Genomic DNA, 17,873 nt, shown 5'->3' with positions numbered 1-17,873 from the left:
CAGTCGGCTTCAAATTCATTGAACTACAACCGACAAAGGTCAAGCTTAGACATAACACGACCAAAATTTTATTCATGAATCAATCCTTGAGATTTAGCCTGATTAAACAAAGCAACCGAACGTGTACCACTTCGGCAAACCATCAAAATCGGTTTAGGCAGCTCATTATAATATCGCGCAAATTCTTCAATATTGGCCTGAGAAAGCTGGCCACTCACCACAGGCTGATAAATCACACTCACTTGAGATTTCTCTGCAATGGAGCGTAATTGACTCACCGTGACACTATTACCAGTTTCCTGATCAGGACGATTTACAATTACAGATTTGAAACCTTGCTGAATCAATTGTTGAAACTTGCTTGTTGTCATTTGCCCCGTGACACTCACCGTAGAGGTCAGCGCACGGCTAAGATCATTTGCAGCAAAAGCAGGTGTAATACAGCTAAAACAGGTTGCTAGTACCACACCTTTCCAAAACGATTTAGTCATCCAGCAGGTCCATCTGTTTTGCCAGCTGATATAAATTATTCGAGCGGTTTCCAGTACGGCAGAACATCAAGATCGGTTTTGGTAACTCATTATAATGATTGGCAAAAGTGCGTACATCAAGCTCAGTAATCTGACCGGCTACTACTGGCTGGAATACATAATCCAGACCGGCATTACGTGCAGCTTCCTCGATTTGTGCACTGGTTGGCTGCTCAGAACCACCTTCCATGTCCGGACGGTTGTTGATAATCGATTTAAAACCTTTCTCAACCACTTGAGTTACGTGTTCCGGACCAATTTGACCAGCAAAACCTACATTTTCGCTCATGACGCCACTCCATCATTTCATTTATATCGATATGCTTTATGATAGCATTAAGCTGAAAACATGCTGAACCTGTTCTGAAATTTTTATAAATGATGATAACCATAAGATAACGCAATGGAGCGCGTATGCAGGCTTATACAGTTGAACCACTGTATGTCAAAAGTGGTCAGGACGTGATTGCTGCGGATTTTTATCGGCCTAAAAATATAGAAAAACCGGCCGTAATCCTGATGGCTCATGGTCTGGCTGCCTTACGTCAATTTAAACTGGTGCAATATGCCCAGCGTTTTGCCAGTGCTGGCTATGCAGTGGTTTTATTTGATTATCGCTATTGGGGCGGCAGCACCGGACGCCCGCGTGAACTGGTGTCGATTAATGCCCAGCTCGATGATTGGCGAACCATGATCAAGCATATTCAGGAACGCAAATCGATTGACAGTAAACGGATTGTGCTCTGGGGGACGGCCTTAAGTGGTGGGCATGTATTGACATTGGCAGCGGAAATGAAAAATATTCAGGCGGCGATGGTACAGGTACCTTTTGTCGATGGTGCCGAAAGTGCTCAACTGTATCCTTTACAACAACTCCCCAAGGCGCTTAAAGTTTCCAGTCAGGATTATATGGGGGCCAAGGTCGGTATGGCACCGAAGACCTTACCTGTGGTTGATCAGCATGAACTCTGTTTTATGCCGACGCAGGACAGTTATGAAGGTTATCTGTCGATTGTCAATCCGGATTATTACTGGAGTGGTCACATTCCTGCACGGGCATTCTTTAAACTGATGCGTTATCGGCCGATTCAGGAAGTAAGAAAGATTAACATTCCAGTCCTGTTTATTGCGGCAAAACAGGATAGTCTGATTCCCATTGAATCCAGTCGGGAAACTGCAACTAATATTGCACCATTTGTACAATATCATGAGTGGAATATGCGACATTTTGATATTTATCATGGCGAATGGTTTGAAAAAGCAGTTTCGACCCAATTAGAATTCTTACATCAACATATTGGAGTGCGCTAGATGATTATTGTATGTCCGGAATGTCTGGCCAAAAACCGTGTCCCTGAAGATAAACTCACTGCCAACCCTGCTTGTGGTCAATGTCATCAAGCCCTGATTCCACTGGTACCAATTGAGCTGAATGAGCAGAATTTCAGCCAGTTTGTCACGCATAGTGACTTGCCAATCCTGATTGATCTCTGGGCAGAATGGTGTGGTCCCTGTAAAATGATGGCACCGCATTTTGCGACTGTCGCCCAGCAATATCCAAATGTGGTTTTTGCAAAAATTGATACAGAAGCGAATCCTCGCTTAAGTTCGGCATTTAATGTTCGCAGTATTCCGACGCTGGTGTTGATGAATAAAAGCAACGAAATTGCTAGAATAAGCGGTGCATTACGGTCAAGCGAGCTGCAAAAATGGCTTGATCAGCAGTTAAATACCCAACCCTAATTCAAATGCCTGGAGTGAAAGTGTCAGATTCTCAAGTAAGACCAGAGGGGATTCTTTCCCTACAGACGATCGCAATGCCTGCAGATACCAACTGGAGTGGTGATGTCTTTGGTGGCTGGATCGTTTCACAAATGGACTTGGCAGGCGCGATTCACGCAGAACGATTTTCAAAGGGACGTTGTGCCACGATTTCCATTAACCAGATGACTTTTCTGGTACCGGTAAAAGTCGGGGACGTAATCAGTTGTTATACCAAAATTTTAAAAGTTGGCAAGACATCTATCCAGATGGAAATTGAAGTTTGGGATAGTCATGATGATTCACGCCCACCGATTCGGGTGACTGAAGGGGTGTTTACCTTCGTTGCGGTGGATGTCAAAGGCAACAAACGTCTGATTCCAGAAGAAGCCAAACAGAAGCTTTTAGAAGCGCAAACAGCATAATGATGACTTAAATAAAAAATCCCAGATTTAATATCTGGGACTTTTTATTTAAAAGAAAAAATTATGATTTCTTGAGCTGGCTCTTGGCCATCCAGGCCCAGAGCATTTCACATTGAATCGGTGCTTCACCCGATTCGTCACGTACCACAACTTGAACTAGAGTTTCACCCTTGTCTGAACTTTGCATAAGCTGTTGCTGTTCAGCAGTCAAGGTAGCAACTGCCGTCAGGGCACCTTTGGTCGGACGTTTAAAGTCTACTTTTAGACTCTTAATCAAAACCACTGCGCTATCCGGTACATTCATTGCGGTTACAAACCCGGTTGCTGTTTCTGCCAGCAGGGCCATTGCACATGCATGGATTTGTCCGATATGGTTCTGCATGGCTTTATGATTGGCCATACTTACTACCACTTTGGACGCACTCATTTCCTCATAACGAATCTTGGCAGAGCCGACCATCGGGACCACCCGGCCAAAAGTTTTACTTAACAAAGCAGTACGAATGCCTTGCGGTAATCGTGCAGTGGCTTTGACTAATCTGGCTAATCGGTTGTTCTTTGCCATAATTCCTTCTACAGACGTTGCTGTCTTAATCTTTAAAGTTATTGAACTGTAAAGGCAAACCAAATTGCTGTTCTTTCAAGAATGCCATTACTTGCTGCAATGTATCGCGTTTTTTATCAGTCACACGAATCTTGTCGCCCTGAATAGAAGATTGCGCCTTAATCCCACTTTCTTTAATGGCTTTATTAATTTTTTTTGCGGTATCTGAGTCAAGACCATCTTTAAGCTTGATGACCTGAATCACATTTTTGCCAGAAGCCGTCATTTTTTGTGGATCAAGCGCCTGAATATCGACTTTGCGTTTAAAGAAATGACTTTCCAGCATGCTATAGACTTGTTCACACTGGAAATCGCTTTCAGTCGAGATTTTGATTTCCTTGTTTTTTTCATTCAGTTCAATAGAAACGTCCTGACCACGGAAATCAAAGCGGGTCGCAATTTCTTTTTGGGTGTTTTGAACTGCATGATTTACTTCAAAAATTTCTAATTCAGAAACAATATCGAAAGAAGGCATAGTTTAGACCTTTACAAAGGGAAAGAATATCTGAGATGCTAGGGATGTTTTCTTCATTTGCCAAGTGTTGTTTTACATCAAAGGAGTGCGCAATGATCCGTAAGCAAGAAATTACAACATTTGAGTTCCCAGAAAATGCAATTATCTGGGATGTACGCGATTCAAGAGCTTTTGCTGAAGCACACGTGAAAGGGGCGGTGAATCAGCCCATTAACGATCTTTCAGCAGAAAGCCTAACTCAGGTGTCAGCGGATCAACCCATTTACATCTTGTGTGGTGGGGGCAGTAAAGCTCCACGTGCTGCGGAAAAACTAGAGGGTTTTGACAGCTCACGTGAATATGTCATTCTGATGGGTGGTACTCGTGCTGCCCGTGATGCAGGCTTACCGCTTGAACAGGGTGTATAAGCATTCTGTCAAAAAAAGCGCCGCAAGGCGCTTTTTTAATGGGTGAGATTTAATGCCTCCCAACCTCCCTTTTCTAAAGGGAGGAGCTACATCTATTCTATTTATTCATAAAAGTAGAGAAAAGTCCCCCCCCTTTTTTAAAGGGGGGGTTAGGGGGATTCATTCAAAATAGTAATTAAATTTGTAGCTTAAAATACGGTTTCTTCATTTTCACTTTCTTTTGAAAACGAGTCACACTGAGTTTTTTTACTAAACTGGATGGCACCGGACAGGCTTCACCGAGAATCTGGGCTGCCAGAATTTCACTGCAGAGCGGCGCAAACAGAAAACCTTTAGAACCGAGACCGGCAAAGCTGTAAATTTCCTCATCCACTTTCATTTTACCCAGTAGGGGAAAATAATCCTGACTTTGCGCGCGTACCGAGGCACGACCTTGCCAAGTCTCGGTAGCTGGTAATGATTGTGCATATTCTGGGAAGACACTGTGGATCAGTTCGTAGTTATGCACATGGTCTTCTGCTAACACCTCGATATCATCCCGACCTGGATAGAAAGAAGCACCCAAGATCAGATGTTCAGCATCCAGTTGCATACAATAACCGCCGTAGCTATAGGCAATATTTTGACTTAAAGGCTGAGTTTTATTGTTTAGCCAACTGACCTGTCCGCGAATCGGTTTCAAAACCGGATAATCTGCAAAGAATTGTGCTGTTTCTCGCGCAGTACAGACAATGACATGATCAAATTCACCTAGATCCTGTTCATCTGAAAATAGCTGAGGTTTTGTAGCCGCTTCAATATGGCTAATTTTGGCCTGTTTATATCGGATATTTACATTCTGTAGAATTTCATCACGCAATTGATGAGGAGAAACCGCGCCAGCTTCTAGTAATTTTAAACTTGGAAATGCAGTTTGAAGCTCTTGCGACTCTGTATCTTGTACAGCAAGAATTTCTTCAGGATATTCATCTGCCAATCCTAAAAGCTGTTCAGGATTTTTTAAGGCAAGCTGATTGACCTGAATCGGGCGGAAAGCTTTAAATTTTTGGTAATGATTTAAGGCATGTTGCCAGGCCAATGTCATTAAATGCTCTGCACTTTGCTCAACCGGACAAAGTTTAGGATTGAGTAAGGCCAGTGGATTGCCAGAACCTCCGGAGAGTGGCGCTGACTGGTCGTAAATCGTAACCTGATGACCACGTTGAGCGAATGCCCAGGCTGTACTTAAACCGGCGATTCCAGCGCCAATCACAGCGATTTGGCTAGGTCTGATATTGGTCTCTGTATCTCGCTCAGTTTTTTTTTGAGTGATTTCTTGTATTAATGAACTTTCAGTCTCTTCAGCCGGATTCCAGATCGCTTTCAGCATTTCACGCTTATGCTTAAAACCACGTGGACGGGAAATTGAAATCCCATGATTTTTTAAGCCACGTTTTAAAACGCCAGCAACACTGAAAGAGGCGAAAGTTGTCCCAATCTCGGATAAACGTACAATATTATTTAAAACATTTTCTTCCCACATGTCCGGATTGCAGGAAGGCGCAAAACCATCCAGAAACCAAGCGTTCACCGGCGCAGTTTTTTCAATCACCGGGAAAACATCATGTGCATCACCCAGCCATAGATCCAGACTGAATCGTTCTTTAGGAAAACTGAGACGATGACAGCCGGCAATTGGCATCGGATATTGAGAGATGAGTTGATCAGCTAAAGGCTTGAGTTCTGGCCAGGCATTTAAGGCCCGAATCAGATCAACTTTGGAAAGAGGAAATTTTTCAACTGAAATCGCATGCAGATGACTGTGATTATCCGGACGCACCTGTTGCCAGAGCTGCCACAGCGCCAGAATATTTAAACCAGTACCAAAACCCGTTTCACCGACACAGAAATATTCAAAAGGTTTTAAATCTGCCAGACGCGTCGTGAGATCATTGCCATTTAAAAAGACATGCCGGGTTTCCAGCAAGCCGTTGTCTTTGGAAAAATACACATCACCAAATTGCTTGGACACAGGCACATCAATGCCATCCACCAATTGCCAATCCAGATCGGCAGTTTGAATTGCGTGCGACAAAACGGGTACAACCTTAAAGATATCGGGAAGGGCTATAGCTTACCATTGACGACGACGTTTGGTATAAACATAGCTCGCAATTAGGAAGCCGAGCAATACACCGACAGCCAATGTTGCTGCACCGTAGAGGAACATCTGCGCACTGCGTTCACTTTGCAGCACCTGTACCTGAACGCCCAGGTTGTCATTCTTGAGCTGCAATTCCTGATTTTGCGATAGTGCTTCCAGATTGGCTTTTTCCAGTTGCTGCAAACGGGTGGCCTGATCTTTGACCAAGGCTTTGACCTTGGCCTCTTGCTGGGCTTTCAGCTTGGCGATTTCTTCTGCAGTTAAAGGTTTATTCTCGGCAGGTGGCACTGGCTGGGCAGAAGTCGCTACGGCAGGAATAATGGCAGGTTTCGGCGTAGACTGGGTTTGGGCAGTCGCCGCTGTCCCTTGAGGTTGTGCTGTCTGATTTTCCTGAGTCACAGGAGCAGGCGCAACTTCGACTGCCCATACTGGAGAAATCATAAAACATAGGCCAATGATACTGGCAGTAACAACACGCATGAACCTTATCCTTGAGGGAATGCTTTATTGAATGGTTTGACATCGATGTGTTCGTACACACCTTCTTTTAAGAAAGGTTCATCCTGTAGCCATGTGTCCAGCGCTTCACGACTGTCAAAATCGACAATAATGGTACTGCCATAAAAACCGGCCTGTGGATTGGCCGGATCTTTAGGCATGGCACCTGCAACAATCAGGCGGCCTTCAGCATTTAACTGTTCCAGACGTGCAAGATGTTGTGGACGAATCGCGAGGCGTTTTTCAACTGTACCTTCCCGATCGGTACAGCTAACGACGAATAATGGCATGATGACTCTCAATCGTTTGTAGTTGGACTTATTCAGCGGTCTTAAAGTATTTGCGCAATACAATAAACTGAATAATGATAAAGGAAAACATCACGATCATGTCACCGAATGCGGTAAATTCGCCCCAATATTTTCCATCCATCCACAAATAGGCGAAAAAGGTATGCAGAAATGACATCAGTACGAACATGGCAACCCAAGCATAGTTCAGCTTGAACCAGCCTTTTTCACTTAGATTGAATACTGGACCAAATAACCGCTGGATCAGAGGCTTTTTATCCTTGCTAAACCAAGGGGACAGGAAGAATACACCTGCAAAGACCAGATTCAATAACACGGCTTTCAGACGAATATAGAAATCATCGCTGAGGATCAGAGTGATGCCACCAAAAATCACCGTCATAAACAAGACAATCCATTGCTGCTTGTCCAGACGGAATTTTTGTATGACAAATAACGCACCATAGACGACCAACATGGAAATAATCAGACCTGTGGTTGCAACAAGAATATTATTATTGTCGACACCCCCCGCAGAACCGATCAATTGCAGCAATTGATGGTCAGTGTCTTTTGGATCTACAGTTTTATATAAATAAAAGAAAATAATGAGTGGCACAAAGTCTAAAAGTGCTTTCATGTTAGAGTATCTAAATCTGATCAAATAAATGTCATAGTATAGAGATGCACGGCGTAGATTTACATACACATAGTAATATTTCTGATGGAACTTTCAGTCCTCAGCAATTGGTCGAAGCGGCTGTGGAAAAACTTGTCCATACTTTGGCCCTGACGGATCATGACACCATGGACGGTTTGGCATTGGCTGAGGAAGCCGCTAAAAATCATGAGATTAAGATCATTTCTGGGGTAGAAATATCCAGCCAGTGGTCACGTCCTGCCACCAAAAAAAACTATGGCGTGCATATCGTCGCGCTAAATATGCAAAATCCTGAGCCTTTACAAAAAGCCCTCAATCAGCAAAAGAAAATCCGGGCTGAACGCTCTAAACAGATTTGTGATCTGCTGGTGCCTTTAATTGGGGAGGATATTTATGCTGATGTACTGACCAAAGTCGACCATATCCCTGATCGGGTGACACGGACACATATTGCCAAAACGCTGGTAGAAAAGGGGATTGTGACCCGTCCGCAACAGGCCTTTGATAAATACATCAAGGAAGGCAAGAAAGCTTATGTCAAATTTGATGGCTTGAGTCTTGAAGACACGATTCAGGTGATTCATGAAAGTGGCGGCTTCGCCGTGCTGGCACATCCGACCAAATATGATTTATCTGCGACCAATATCCGCTACCTGATTGAAATCTTTGCCAAGTTCGGTGGAGATGCGGTGGAACTACCCCCGGCAATTGAGCCAAGTTCCACCCGGCAGATGGTGGATCGAATGATTGCTGAACATGATCTTAAAGTTTCGATTGGCAGTGATTTTCATGGCGATCATATGCCCTGGATTAAACTCGGTAATGTCCCGAGTCTTAAACCGGGGCAGGTCGGAATTTGGGAGAGTTTTGTTTAGTCATTCCTTTACCTCGATCTTTTTCATTTGAGAGAAGATTTTCCCTTCGCTACTAATAGCAAAGGGCGAGGAAAGAATTATAAATTATAGCAAATTATGATCTTTGGCCTGAATCGGTGGTGGCGTTGGTTTACCCAACGTTCCTAATAGTTCAATTTCAATGGTACGCACCATCGAGTCCAGAGGCAAGTCGTTGCTTTGAGTACCAAAAGGCTCTTCAATTTCCGAACTTAAAGCATCCAGTCCCAAAAAGGTATAGGCCAAAATTCCGACCAGCAAAGGCGTAAACAGACCAAGCGTTGAACCCAGACTAAAAGGCAAAATAAAACAGAAAAAATAGACGGTGCGGTTGAGCAAGACCGAATAGGCAAAAGGCAAAGGCGTTGTTGCAATCCGGTCACAACCAGTCTGGACAATACTTAGTTCTGCTACATGATTATTCATCTGCATATAGATGATGTCGGAGATTTCACCTTCTTTGAGCGCCTGCATTAACTCCCATTGAATCAGGCTTAAGGTATATTGCGGCGCATTGGCCTGCTGATAGAGCTGGGTCACAGCCTGCTGGCTCATGCCGCTGGTTTCCACAAGTTCCGTCGGATTGGCTGTCTGATGGCGTAGCCGGTCACGGAGGACATTGGCAAAGACAATCACATGCTGAATTACACGTTCACGGCGACCTTGAGACAGCATCCGGCAATCACGGTCAAAATGACGTGAATTGGCAATCAAAATGCCCCAAAGTTTGCGCGCTTCCCACCAGCGGTCATAACAGGCCGAGTTCTTAAATCCGAGAAAGATCGACAGTACCACTCCAATCAGGGTAAAGCCGACCAGGGGTAATTCTGGAAAATGAAAATAACCAATATGTGATAAGCCACCGATGATGGCTGACATCAGCATCACTACGCCTAAAGGTGGCAAAACTTTAGGTAAAATCGTCCCCCGCCAGGAAAACAGCAGTTTAAAAACAGTCGGCTGGTCACGTACGATCATTTATTGGAATCATCACAATTTTTTTCATGATCTTGTGGAGTTGTGCCTGCTTTGTCAAGTGCTATTCAATACTGCATTTCCGGTTTGATGAGTTGCTGCTCAGCAAAGGAAAAGCTGCCTTCCAAGGCGATGATGCAATGGTCAATCAGATGGATATCCACTAGCTGGCAGGCCTGTTGAATCTGACGGGTTAACACTAGGTCAGCCTTGGAGGGAGAGGGCCGGCCCAGCGGATGATTATGTGCAATGACAATTGAGGTCGCCTGTTGGCTAATCGCATAACGTAGCAATTGATTAATGGAAATATCACATGCATTGATGGAGCCATAAAACAGTTTTTTAAAGGCAATTTTTCTTAAACTGGCATCCAGACACAGCACGGCAAACACTTCTTGAGTTTCACCGAGCAGTTCAAAACGTAAGTAATCTCTCAGCCGCTTGGAATTGGTAAGTTCCAGTGCATCCTGTTTCAGGTGCTCGGCTATGTAACGCCGTCCGAGTTCCTTGACGGCCATCAGTTGAGTATATTTACTGATGCCCATGCCATGAAACTGGCTGACTTCCTGTAAAGGTGCATCGAGCAACGCAGTCAAATGACCAAAATGCTGAATCAGCAAACGCGCCAGATCAACTGCCGAATGTTGCTGGGAACCGGAGCGTAGAAAAATAGCCAGTAGCTCGGCATCGGACAGACTTTCTGCGCCATATTGAATTAAGCGTTCTCGCGGCCGTTCTTGTTCCGGCCAGTTTTTAATAGAAAATTGCATAGTTATTAGACTTATTTATTATGAATTATCAGTTTTCCCGCAAGCTGATCTCTTGGGGATGCGATTATTTAATGCTATTGTGAGCCCCACTGCAACAGCAAGGTAATCTGTTCGTGAGCTTTGATCTAAGTGTAATTCCTCATAAAAATATCATTTTGGCCGTCACTGGCGGTATTGCTGCCTATAAAAGTGCAATTCTGGTCCGCCGTCTAAAAGATGCCGGATTTGATGTGCGGGTCGTCATGACTCACGGTGCACAGGCTTTTATTACACCTTTAACCTTTCAAGCCTTATCGGGCAATCCCGTACATACCGAATTGCTGGATACTGAAGCAGAAGCCGGCATGGGCCATATCGAGCTGGCACGTTGGGCAGATCTGTTGCTGGTAGCGCCGGCCAGCTGTGATACCTTGGCAAAATTTGCCGCAGGTCTGGCTGATGATCTCTTAAGTACTTTATATCTGGCGACGAAAGCACCCGTCTGGGTGGCGCCTGCCATGAACCAGCAAATGTGGGCGGCGAAAGCAACGCAGCGCAATCTTGCGACACTGATCGAAGATGGTGTGCATGTGATCATGCCGGACGCGGGATCACAGGCTTGTGGTGATGTAGGTTTGGGCCGGATGCCTGAGCCGGAAGATTTAGCCCGACAGGTGACTGAATATTTTCACAAAGCTCAACGTGCGATTGCGGAAAAATTTGGCCTGCTTGCGGGTAAACAAGTCACGATTACCGCAGGCCCGACCCGCGAAGCGATTGATCCGGTGCGTTATATTTCCAATCACAGTACCGGGAAAATGGGCTTTGCACTGGCTGCAGCCTGTTATGCAGCCGGAGCCAATGTGACCCTGATTGCAGGGCCGGTCAGTCTGGACACTCCAAATGGCGTGAAACGTAAGAATGTTTCTTCTGCCGTGCAAATGCTGAATGAAAGCATGCAAATGCTGGAAAATGGTTGCGATATCTTTATTGCGACGGCTGCAGTAGCCGATTATCGTGTGGCAGAAGTAGCCGAGCATAAAATCAAGAAAGCCGGTGATGAACTGAATGTCGCCTTGGTGAAAAATCCGGATATTGTCGCCACCATTGCCCAGCAGGAAAAACGTCCATTTATGGTTGGCTTTGCTGCAGAAACCCGCAATATTGAAGAATATGCTGCCGGAAAGCTGGTCGCGAAAAAGCTGGATATGATTGCCTGCAATGATGTATCACGTGCAGATATCGGATTTGCTTCGGATGAAAATGCCATGACAGTATTCTTTGCCGAGCATTATCAGCTAGACAAACGTGATCTGGAAAAAGCCTCCAAGCAGGAGATTGCCCAGCAGTTGATCGAAGCTATTCATGATGCCCTGCATCGTGATCCATCCAGTGATGATGATTTTTAAAACGATCTGTATCGAAAAACCCTGAATTCATCAGGGTTTTTTATGGCTAATTTTTTATCATTAATTCAAAAAAACTATAGAAACCATAAATATTTAATCTTAATCGAAGCGCTGTTTGTTTATTGTTTTTGCAAAAAAGTATAAAATGGATCACAGAATAAGCAAAGATAAAAATACTGCATATATCAGCTATAAGCAGGAAGTGGAAAGAAAAAAGAGGGGGCGCTATGAAAAAAATCATGATGTTATGGATGGTCGCCTGTCTGGCTGGATGCAGTTATTTTGTCTCGATGGATGAACTGGCCAGAAATATTCAAACGCAGATGCAACGTGAATTTAATTCCAATCGAGATTATCAACACTATCGTTTTACCGTGAAAAAGGTCAAAATTGTCCAGCGTCAGGGGAATGAGTTTCAGGCCATTTCTCATCTGAATTATCAGGGTGAAGAATATCCCATTCATGTAAAAGTCTTTAAGGTGGATGGGGGATATAGTTGGTCGATTGAAGATGATGCCTTTGCTTTTATTGATGAAATTGAAATTGAAAAATATCGTCAGCAACTGGATCGAGAATTACAGCAACTGGCCTCAGCCTTGGATGATCTGGAACCTGTAGATGAACCAAACCAGAATGTCTCTGGCTCTCTGATCACACCCGTGGCTGAACCCGCATTACAAGATGTTTCTTATCAGGAAGAGCCGATTCCGGTCGGTAATATCACTGCGTATACGCAATAACTCATGCGCAATCGCTATAAAAAAGCACCGATCATCGGTGCTTTTTTTTTGTTTATGATTCCACTTGTTGATGCTCACGTACATAATCTTCGGTACGCTGCATGGCTTCCTGAATATTAAAGAGTGCAGTTTCTACATCTTTCAAGGTTTTAGCATTACCACCACTTAAAGCCTGACGCCATTTACGTGCACCTGGCAAGTTCTGGAACAGTCCTAAAATATGACGGGTAATAATCGATAATGGCGCACCTTCGGCCATGCGCTGGGCAATATAAGGCAGCATCTGTTGCATAATGTCAAAACGGTCTGGTGCATTCAGATTCCATAACTGGCCCAGTTCAGCCAGTAAGTAAGGATTATGATAGGCTTCGCGGCCAATCATCACCCCATCCACATGTTTGAGATGTTTCAAGGTTTCGGCATAGGTTTTAATCCCGCCGTTGATCTCGATGAGCAGATCAGGACGCTCCTGTTTTAAACGGTAGACATCTTCATAACGTAGGGGTGGCACGTCGCGGTTTTCTTTAGGTGATAGACCTTTTAATAAGGCAATCCGCGCATGCACGATAAAATTATTGCAGCCGGTTTTGGCTACGGTATCGACAAAATGCAGCATCTCTTCATAAGATTGCATATCATCAATTCCGATCCGGTGTTTTACGGTCACTGGAATATCCACCGCATGACGCATTTCAGCAATACATTCTGCGACTAGATCAGGCTCCGCCATCAGACAGGCACCAATTTTATTATTTTGTACCCGGTCACTTGGGCAACCTACATTTAAATTGACTTCGTTATAGCCCCAGTCCTGCGCCATCTTGGTACAGATTGCCAGATCTTTTGGATTCGAGCCGCCGAGTTGCAAAACGATTGGCTGCTCTTCCGCATTAAAGTCCAAATGACGTTTGGCATCACCATAAATGATCGCACCTGTGGTGACCATTTCAGTGTACATAATCACATTCGGGTTAAACAGACGTGCAAAGAAACGATAATCTTTGGTGGTCCAATCCATCATTGGCGCAACACTGATTCGTGGTTGAAGTTTATTTTCAATGGTGGTCAGATCAGTCATTCAAAATCACGCCTTAACGAAATGGAAGAAAGAAGAAGCAATTCATGCGATCACTCAGCTATTGGTTTTTGGCTTAAACTGGATCGGCTGACGTCGCAAAAAGAGGGCGTAATACTAGCATAAAATCAGAAAAACCACCCGGCGAACTTGAGCTAGCCCGGTAAATCCAGGGAATGAAACAAGAAATAAAATTGGAATTCCCAGTCAGGTTGGAATGGTATATTTTGATAGGAGAAAGATGAAGATAAAAACGCTAGAAATAAGGAGAATAATCATGTTGTTATTGGAGGAAATTTATAAAAGCCATAAAGCACAAAATTCGGCACATTTTAATTTAAGAATTCATCGGGGCTTAGGCTGGTTTAAAAAATCGCTAGATCTGGATCAGGATCTGGATTTTAAGTTTATCAGCCTGTGGATCAGCTTTCAGGCGATTTATGCAGATGAGAGTGATCTAGTTCAAGATCAAAGCAAGCTGCAGCAGTTTCTGGAAACACTCTGCCAAAAGGATCTGGATCAGAAAATTAATCATATTCTTTGGGAAAAATACAGCCAGCCGATCTGCTCACTCTTGGCCAATCCCTATGTGGAACAAAGCTTTTGGGATTATCGTCATCAGAAAATTAGCCTGGAAAGCTGTCAGGTTGACTTGGAAACACAGAAACAGAATATAGAGAATGCTTTAAAAGAACGAAATTCTGTTGAAATTTTAGCTGGAATATTTCAGCGTTTATCTACCTTGCACCATCAGATAATGCAGGGTGGCGCCACGTATCACAGCTCGCTGAATTATAAATCATTAGAGGAAAGCTGCCGGATTCTGGCAGCCTTATTGCCGATTTTTATCTGTATTTTATTGGAAAATTCACAAACTCTTGATCTGAATAAGCCTTATTATCCGGCGGCGCAAGTCAGCTAAATATAGTCAAAATACTTATGCAGTTGTCCGGGCCTGATACCATTGATCCAGCAGGGCAAATAAGGTAGCGCACAGAGCTAGCCCGAGTCCTGCCAGACAGGTCATGCTCCAGCCACCGTGATGCCAGGCATAAACCCCTAAGGCTGAACCACATGCACCACCAATAAAATACAAGGTCATATACAGTGAATTGACCCGTGATTTGGCATCCGGGCGCAGGCGGAAAATCACGTTCTGGTTACAGCTGTGCGTAATTGCGAGCCCGAGATTTATCAGTCCATAACCGAGAATATAACTGAGCAAGGATACCGCACCAAAGTATAAAAACAGCCAGCTCCCCATCAGGATAGAACAGCCGATCCAGCTCAGTATTTTGATATGGCCACGATCGGCCCATTTACCAATGAACTGCGTAGAAAGTGCGCCAAATACACCGACCAGCGTGACCAGTCCGACCATGACATCAGAAAGCTGAAAAGGTTCCTGTGTCAACAGCAGAGCGATGGTGGAGAACAACATACTCATGGCAGCAAAAGCACACGCACCTGTAAGTGAACGCAAAACCAGTCGTGGTTCCTGCTTGAGTAATATCCCCATAGATTTAAAAATTGTTGCATAGCTGATTCTCAGACGTGGCAGGCTCGGTAGTTTTCCTCTCAAATAAAAACTTAAGGCCAGCATGCTTATGCCACTGACGATATAAATCATTTTCCAGTGAAACAGGTCGGAAAGTAATCCAGCAATACTGGTCGAGAGCAGAATGCCAACCAGTAATCCGCTCATCAGGAAGCCCACCACTTCTCCGGTTTTTTCCGGTTTGACCGCCATGGTGGCCAAGGGAATCAGAATCTGTGCAGCTACGGAAAACAGTCCGGCAATGATAGTGCCGACCCAGAGCATTGGCAGATTTACCGCACTGGCACAAATAAATAAACCTGCTGCTGCACCCAACATGAGGAAAGGGATCAGTTTGGTTTTATTCAGCATGTCCCCCAAAGGCACAATAAACAGCAGGCCCAAGGCATAAGAGATTTGAGCAAAAGTGACGGTAAGCGCCACTTGTGATTCAGGTACCTGATAATACTGCTGAATCGATGAAATCAATGGTTGGCAATAATAGTTCGCACCAGCACATAAACCGCATGCAATCGCCATCAGCCATAATAAGGGCTTATTTTGACTAATATCGAGAGGCGTGTACATAGGGCTAACCTTGTATTCAGACCAGAAGAACTTAAATGAGGAATGAGAATAATGTTCAAATTGAGGGCACTATAGGCCAGAAGTTCCCGCTTTAAAAGTAGAGAAATATTGCCAGCATTGAAAATTGTCAGAACTCAGGCAGCTTAAAGAAAGAAGTGCAATTTTAAATAGAAAATATGAGTGAATGTTTGCAGAACTTTTCATCTTTTGATGATGGGGTTGCTTCATTAAAGCGCAGCTCGAGGTAGAAACAATAAAAAAGGAGCATTCAGGCTAAAAAAGCGGAATATTTACTCTATTTTGTTGCGCAAATTTGGTGCGAAAATAGGATTCTCCATTTTGAATCAAGTTCAGTACATTAATATAATAAATAGTCCTCCAGCTTTTTTTCTACCCTTTATCTGACTGTTTGAGACCTGAGTCTTATAAAATTTTGGCGATTATTTTTTGTCAGATCTATCAATTTTGTCTGATGAAGATCTGCTCAAAACAAATTCTATCATTTCATAAAATAAGATTTTAACATCTAAAACCAGTGATCTTGCTTGAGTGCCCAATCTGTCAAAAAAGTCAAAGCTAAAAAAACAGCACAGCTAAAGTGCCGCTATCTATAGGGACTAGAGAAATTGAAAATCTACTTCTGAATCAAGAAATACAGCAATCATTGTCAGAATCATCAATGTAACAAAATAAATCAGAAATCTGCGCTTATTTACGCCAGCAAAATCTAGATATTTCGTTCAGCGGAATGAATATCGTTTATGAAAGCATCTAATATGAATAGCCATTGAATTAAATAAATGTGCTATCACAGCATCATTTTTATGAATCATCAGTTCAAAATATAGGTATTTATTAAATAAATAGTAGGTGGTAATTTCAAACAGTTTGATTAGAATCCAAAAATTCAACAAGAACACATCCTGAGGGGAAGCATCGTTTACACGATGTTTACTTAAGAAAAATTAGCTTGAGGAACGCTCATGCAGATCGGAATTCCAGCCGAAACTGTTGTCGGTGAAAATCGCGTCGCTGCGACGCCAGAGACAGTAAAGAAATTGATCAGCGCAGGACATAGCGTGATTATCGAACGTGGTGCAGGGGTTAAAGCTGCCTATATCGATAGTGCCTATGAACAAGTTGGTGCCAAAATTACGGATGATGCCTATACCGGCAGTCAGTTGATTTTAAAAGTTCGTGCACCGAAAGGTGATGAAATTCAAAAACTCAACCCGAACACCACTATCGTGGCAATGTTTGATCCTTACCGTAATACTGAGCTTGACCAATTCGCGGCACAAAACGTGTCTGCATTTGCATTGGAACTTTTGCCACGAACCTTGTCTCGTGCGCAGAACATGGATGTCTTGTCTTCTCAAGCCAACCTTGCAGGTTACAAGTCGGTGCTTTTGGCTGCGGCTGAATACCAGCGCATGTTCCCGATGCTGATGACTGCTGCGGGTACGGTTAAACCGGCTCGTGTGGTGATCATGGGTGTCGGCGTAGCAGGTCTGCAAGCGATTGCAACAGCAAAACGTTTAGGTGCCATCGTTGAAGCCACGGACTTGCGTCCAACTGCCAAAGATCAGGTTGAATCTCTGGGCGGTAAATGGTTAGACGTACCGATGTCTGCTGAAGAGCAGCAAAAAGCTGCAGATGCTGCCAAAAATGGTTATGGCTGGATGCCGGGTGAAGAATACATCCGCGATCAGGCTGCAATTGTTGATAAAGCGGTATCAAATGCTGACATCGTGATTACCACAGCGCTTTTACCGGGCCGTGATGCACCGCGTTTAATCCGTGCTGGAACAGTTGCGAAAATGAAACCAGGTTCAGTGATTCTGGACATGGCAGTAGAGTCTGGCGGCAACGTCGAAGGTTCGAAATGTGGTGAAACAGTCCATACCGACAACGGTGTCAAAATTCTCGGCATTCCAAATATTCCATCGACTGTATCAACTGAAGCCTCTGCTTTATACGCTCGTAACGTATTTAACTTCGTTGAAACACTATTTGATGCAGATAAGAATTTTGTCCTGAATCAAGAAGAAGAAATTCAAAAAGCCCTACTTGTCACTCATGGCGGCCAAGTGCTGCTGAAACGTGGTTAAGG

21 protein-coding genes are annotated in these 17,873 nt (G+C 43.9%); 9 read left to right on the top strand and 12 right to left on the bottom strand.

Annotated features, from left to right (window positions below; all coding sequences use genetic code 11):
• Positions 1–68: 68 nt before the first annotated feature.
• Both F891_RS12755 and F891_RS12750 read right to left on the bottom strand, forming a co-directional pair.
• Entirely contained in the window at positions 69–491 is a 423-nt protein-coding gene (locus F891_RS12755; RefSeq protein ID WP_005263706.1) for a protein tyrosine phosphatase family protein, read from the bottom strand.
• Complete coding sequence (locus F891_RS12750; protein WP_004281596.1) at positions 484–819, bottom strand: protein tyrosine phosphatase family protein; 336 nt, start codon at positions 817–819, stop codon at positions 484–486. Before F891_RS12750 ends, F891_RS12755 begins: the two co-directional genes overlap by 8 nt.
• Positions 820–944: 125 nt before the next feature.
• Here F891_RS12750 and F891_RS12745 point away from each other — a divergent pair, with 125 nt between their 5' ends.
• The 3 genes from F891_RS12745 to F891_RS12735 are packed head-to-tail and all read left to right on the top strand — an operon-like array spanning position 945 to position 2,716.
• Positions 945–1,841 (top strand): alpha/beta hydrolase, encoded by an 897-nt coding sequence (locus tag F891_RS12745; RefSeq protein ID WP_005263705.1) that lies wholly within the window; start codon positions 945–947, stop codon positions 1,839–1,841.
• Positions 1,842–2,273: a thioredoxin TrxC gene (gene trxC / locus F891_RS12740; protein ID WP_005101783.1), complete on the top strand. Its 432-nt coding sequence runs from the start codon at positions 1,842–1,844 to the stop codon at positions 2,271–2,273.
• A gap of 5 nt (positions 2,274–2,278) precedes the next feature.
• Positions 2,279–2,716, top strand: coding sequence for an acyl-CoA thioesterase (locus F891_RS12735; protein ID WP_374956177.1), 438 nt, complete (start codon positions 2,279–2,281; stop codon positions 2,714–2,716).
• Between the two features lie 61 nt (positions 2,717–2,777).
• Here F891_RS12735 and F891_RS12730 read toward each other — a convergent pair whose 3' ends face one another.
• Positions 2,778–3,281 (bottom strand): DUF4442 domain-containing protein, encoded by a 504-nt coding sequence (locus tag F891_RS12730; RefSeq protein WP_004281600.1) that lies wholly within the window; start codon positions 3,279–3,281, stop codon positions 2,778–2,780.
• Positions 3,282–3,306: 25 nt separating this feature from the next.
• Positions 3,307–3,795, bottom strand: a complete 489-nt coding sequence (locus F891_RS12725) for a YajQ family cyclic di-GMP-binding protein (protein WP_004281601.1) — start codon at positions 3,793–3,795, stop codon at positions 3,307–3,309.
• A 92-nt stretch (positions 3,796–3,887) separates the two neighbouring features.
• Between F891_RS12725 and F891_RS12720 the strand changes: the two genes are divergently transcribed.
• The gene (locus F891_RS12720) at positions 3,888–4,202 is read left to right on the top strand and encodes a rhodanese-like domain-containing protein (protein ID WP_005263703.1); all 315 of its coding nucleotides are present in this window, start codon (positions 3,888–3,890) and stop codon (positions 4,200–4,202) included.
• A gap of 175 nt (positions 4,203–4,377) precedes the next feature.
• Here the strand turns inward: F891_RS12720 and mnmC are convergent, their stop codons facing one another.
• The 4 genes from mnmC to F891_RS12700 are packed head-to-tail and all read right to left on the bottom strand — an operon-like array spanning position 4,378 to position 7,773.
• Positions 4,378–6,276, bottom strand: a complete 1,899-nt coding sequence (gene mnmC, locus F891_RS12715; RefSeq protein WP_004281603.1) for a bifunctional tRNA (5-methylaminomethyl-2-thiouridine)(34)-methyltransferase MnmC2/FAD-dependent 5-carboxymethylaminomethyl-2-thiouridine(34) oxidoreductase MnmC1 — start codon at positions 6,274–6,276, stop codon at positions 4,378–4,380.
• 39 nt (positions 6,277–6,315) lie between these two features.
• Positions 6,316–6,825 carry an SH3 domain-containing protein gene (locus F891_RS12710; RefSeq protein ID WP_005263700.1) on the bottom strand — a complete coding sequence of 170 codons (510 nt, stop codon included), beginning with the start codon at positions 6,823–6,825 and terminating at the stop codon, positions 6,316–6,318.
• 5 nt (positions 6,826–6,830) lie between these two features.
• Positions 6,831–7,133, bottom strand: coding sequence for a YciI family protein (locus tag F891_RS12705; RefSeq protein WP_004281605.1), 303 nt, complete (start codon positions 7,131–7,133; stop codon positions 6,831–6,833).
• A 28-nt stretch (positions 7,134–7,161) separates the two neighbouring features.
• Positions 7,162–7,773 carry a septation protein IspZ gene (locus F891_RS12700; protein WP_004281606.1) on the bottom strand — a complete coding sequence of 204 codons (612 nt, stop codon included), beginning with the start codon at positions 7,771–7,773 and terminating at the stop codon, positions 7,162–7,164.
• A gap of 44 nt (positions 7,774–7,817) precedes the next feature.
• Here F891_RS12700 and F891_RS12695 point away from each other — a divergent pair, with 44 nt between their 5' ends.
• Complete coding sequence (locus tag F891_RS12695; RefSeq protein WP_004281607.1) at positions 7,818–8,669, top strand: PHP domain-containing protein; 852 nt, start codon at positions 7,818–7,820, stop codon at positions 8,667–8,669.
• A gap of 84 nt (positions 8,670–8,753) precedes the next feature.
• On the opposite strand, the gene F891_RS12690 is transcribed toward F891_RS12695, so the two are convergent.
• Both F891_RS12690 and radC read right to left on the bottom strand, forming a co-directional pair.
• The gene (locus F891_RS12690; RefSeq protein WP_004281608.1) at positions 8,754–9,665 is read right to left on the bottom strand and encodes a bestrophin family protein; all 912 of its coding nucleotides are present in this window, start codon (positions 9,663–9,665) and stop codon (positions 8,754–8,756) included.
• Between the two features lie 65 nt (positions 9,666–9,730).
• Positions 9,731–10,432: a RadC family protein gene (gene radC / locus F891_RS12685; protein WP_005101798.1), complete on the bottom strand. Its 702-nt coding sequence runs from the start codon at positions 10,430–10,432 to the stop codon at positions 9,731–9,733.
• Positions 10,433–10,545: 113 nt separating this feature from the next.
• On the opposite strand from radC, the gene coaBC reads away from it, so the two are divergent.
• Both coaBC and F891_RS12675 read left to right on the top strand, forming a co-directional pair.
• A complete protein-coding gene (coaBC, locus tag F891_RS12680; protein ID WP_004281610.1) occupies positions 10,546–11,820 on the top strand; it encodes a bifunctional phosphopantothenoylcysteine decarboxylase/phosphopantothenate--cysteine ligase CoaBC in 1,275 nt (424 codons plus the stop codon).
• A 227-nt stretch (positions 11,821–12,047) separates the two neighbouring features.
• Positions 12,048–12,560 (top strand): hypothetical protein, encoded by a 513-nt coding sequence (locus F891_RS12675; RefSeq protein ID WP_004281611.1) that lies wholly within the window; start codon positions 12,048–12,050, stop codon positions 12,558–12,560.
• 52 nt (positions 12,561–12,612) lie between these two features.
• Here the strand turns inward: F891_RS12675 and dusA are convergent, their stop codons facing one another.
• Positions 12,613–13,638, bottom strand: coding sequence for a tRNA dihydrouridine(20/20a) synthase DusA (gene dusA / locus F891_RS12670; protein ID WP_005263698.1), 1,026 nt, complete (start codon positions 13,636–13,638; stop codon positions 12,613–12,615).
• A 274-nt stretch (positions 13,639–13,912) separates the two neighbouring features.
• Between dusA and F891_RS12665 the strand changes: the two genes are divergently transcribed.
• The gene (locus tag F891_RS12665; RefSeq protein ID WP_004281639.1) at positions 13,913–14,557 is read left to right on the top strand and encodes a hypothetical protein; all 645 of its coding nucleotides are present in this window, start codon (positions 13,913–13,915) and stop codon (positions 14,555–14,557) included.
• Between the two features lie 15 nt (positions 14,558–14,572).
• Here the strand turns inward: F891_RS12665 and F891_RS12660 are convergent, their stop codons facing one another.
• Positions 14,573–15,760 (bottom strand): MFS transporter, encoded by a 1,188-nt coding sequence (locus F891_RS12660; RefSeq protein WP_005263696.1) that lies wholly within the window; start codon positions 15,758–15,760, stop codon positions 14,573–14,575.
• 983 nt (positions 15,761–16,743) lie between these two features.
• On the opposite strand from F891_RS12660, the gene F891_RS12655 reads away from it, so the two are divergent.
• A complete protein-coding gene (locus F891_RS12655) occupies positions 16,744–17,871 on the top strand; it encodes a Re/Si-specific NAD(P)(+) transhydrogenase subunit alpha (protein WP_004281641.1) in 1,128 nt (375 codons plus the stop codon).
• Positions 17,872–17,873 lie beyond the last annotated feature (2 nt).

The sequence above is a fragment of the Acinetobacter sp. CIP 101966 genome (assembly GCF_000369725.1).
GTDB classification, from domain to species: domain Bacteria; phylum Pseudomonadota; class Gammaproteobacteria; order Pseudomonadales; family Moraxellaceae; genus Acinetobacter; species Acinetobacter lwoffii_Q.
This window is presented reverse-complemented; position numbering and strand designations above follow the sequence as displayed.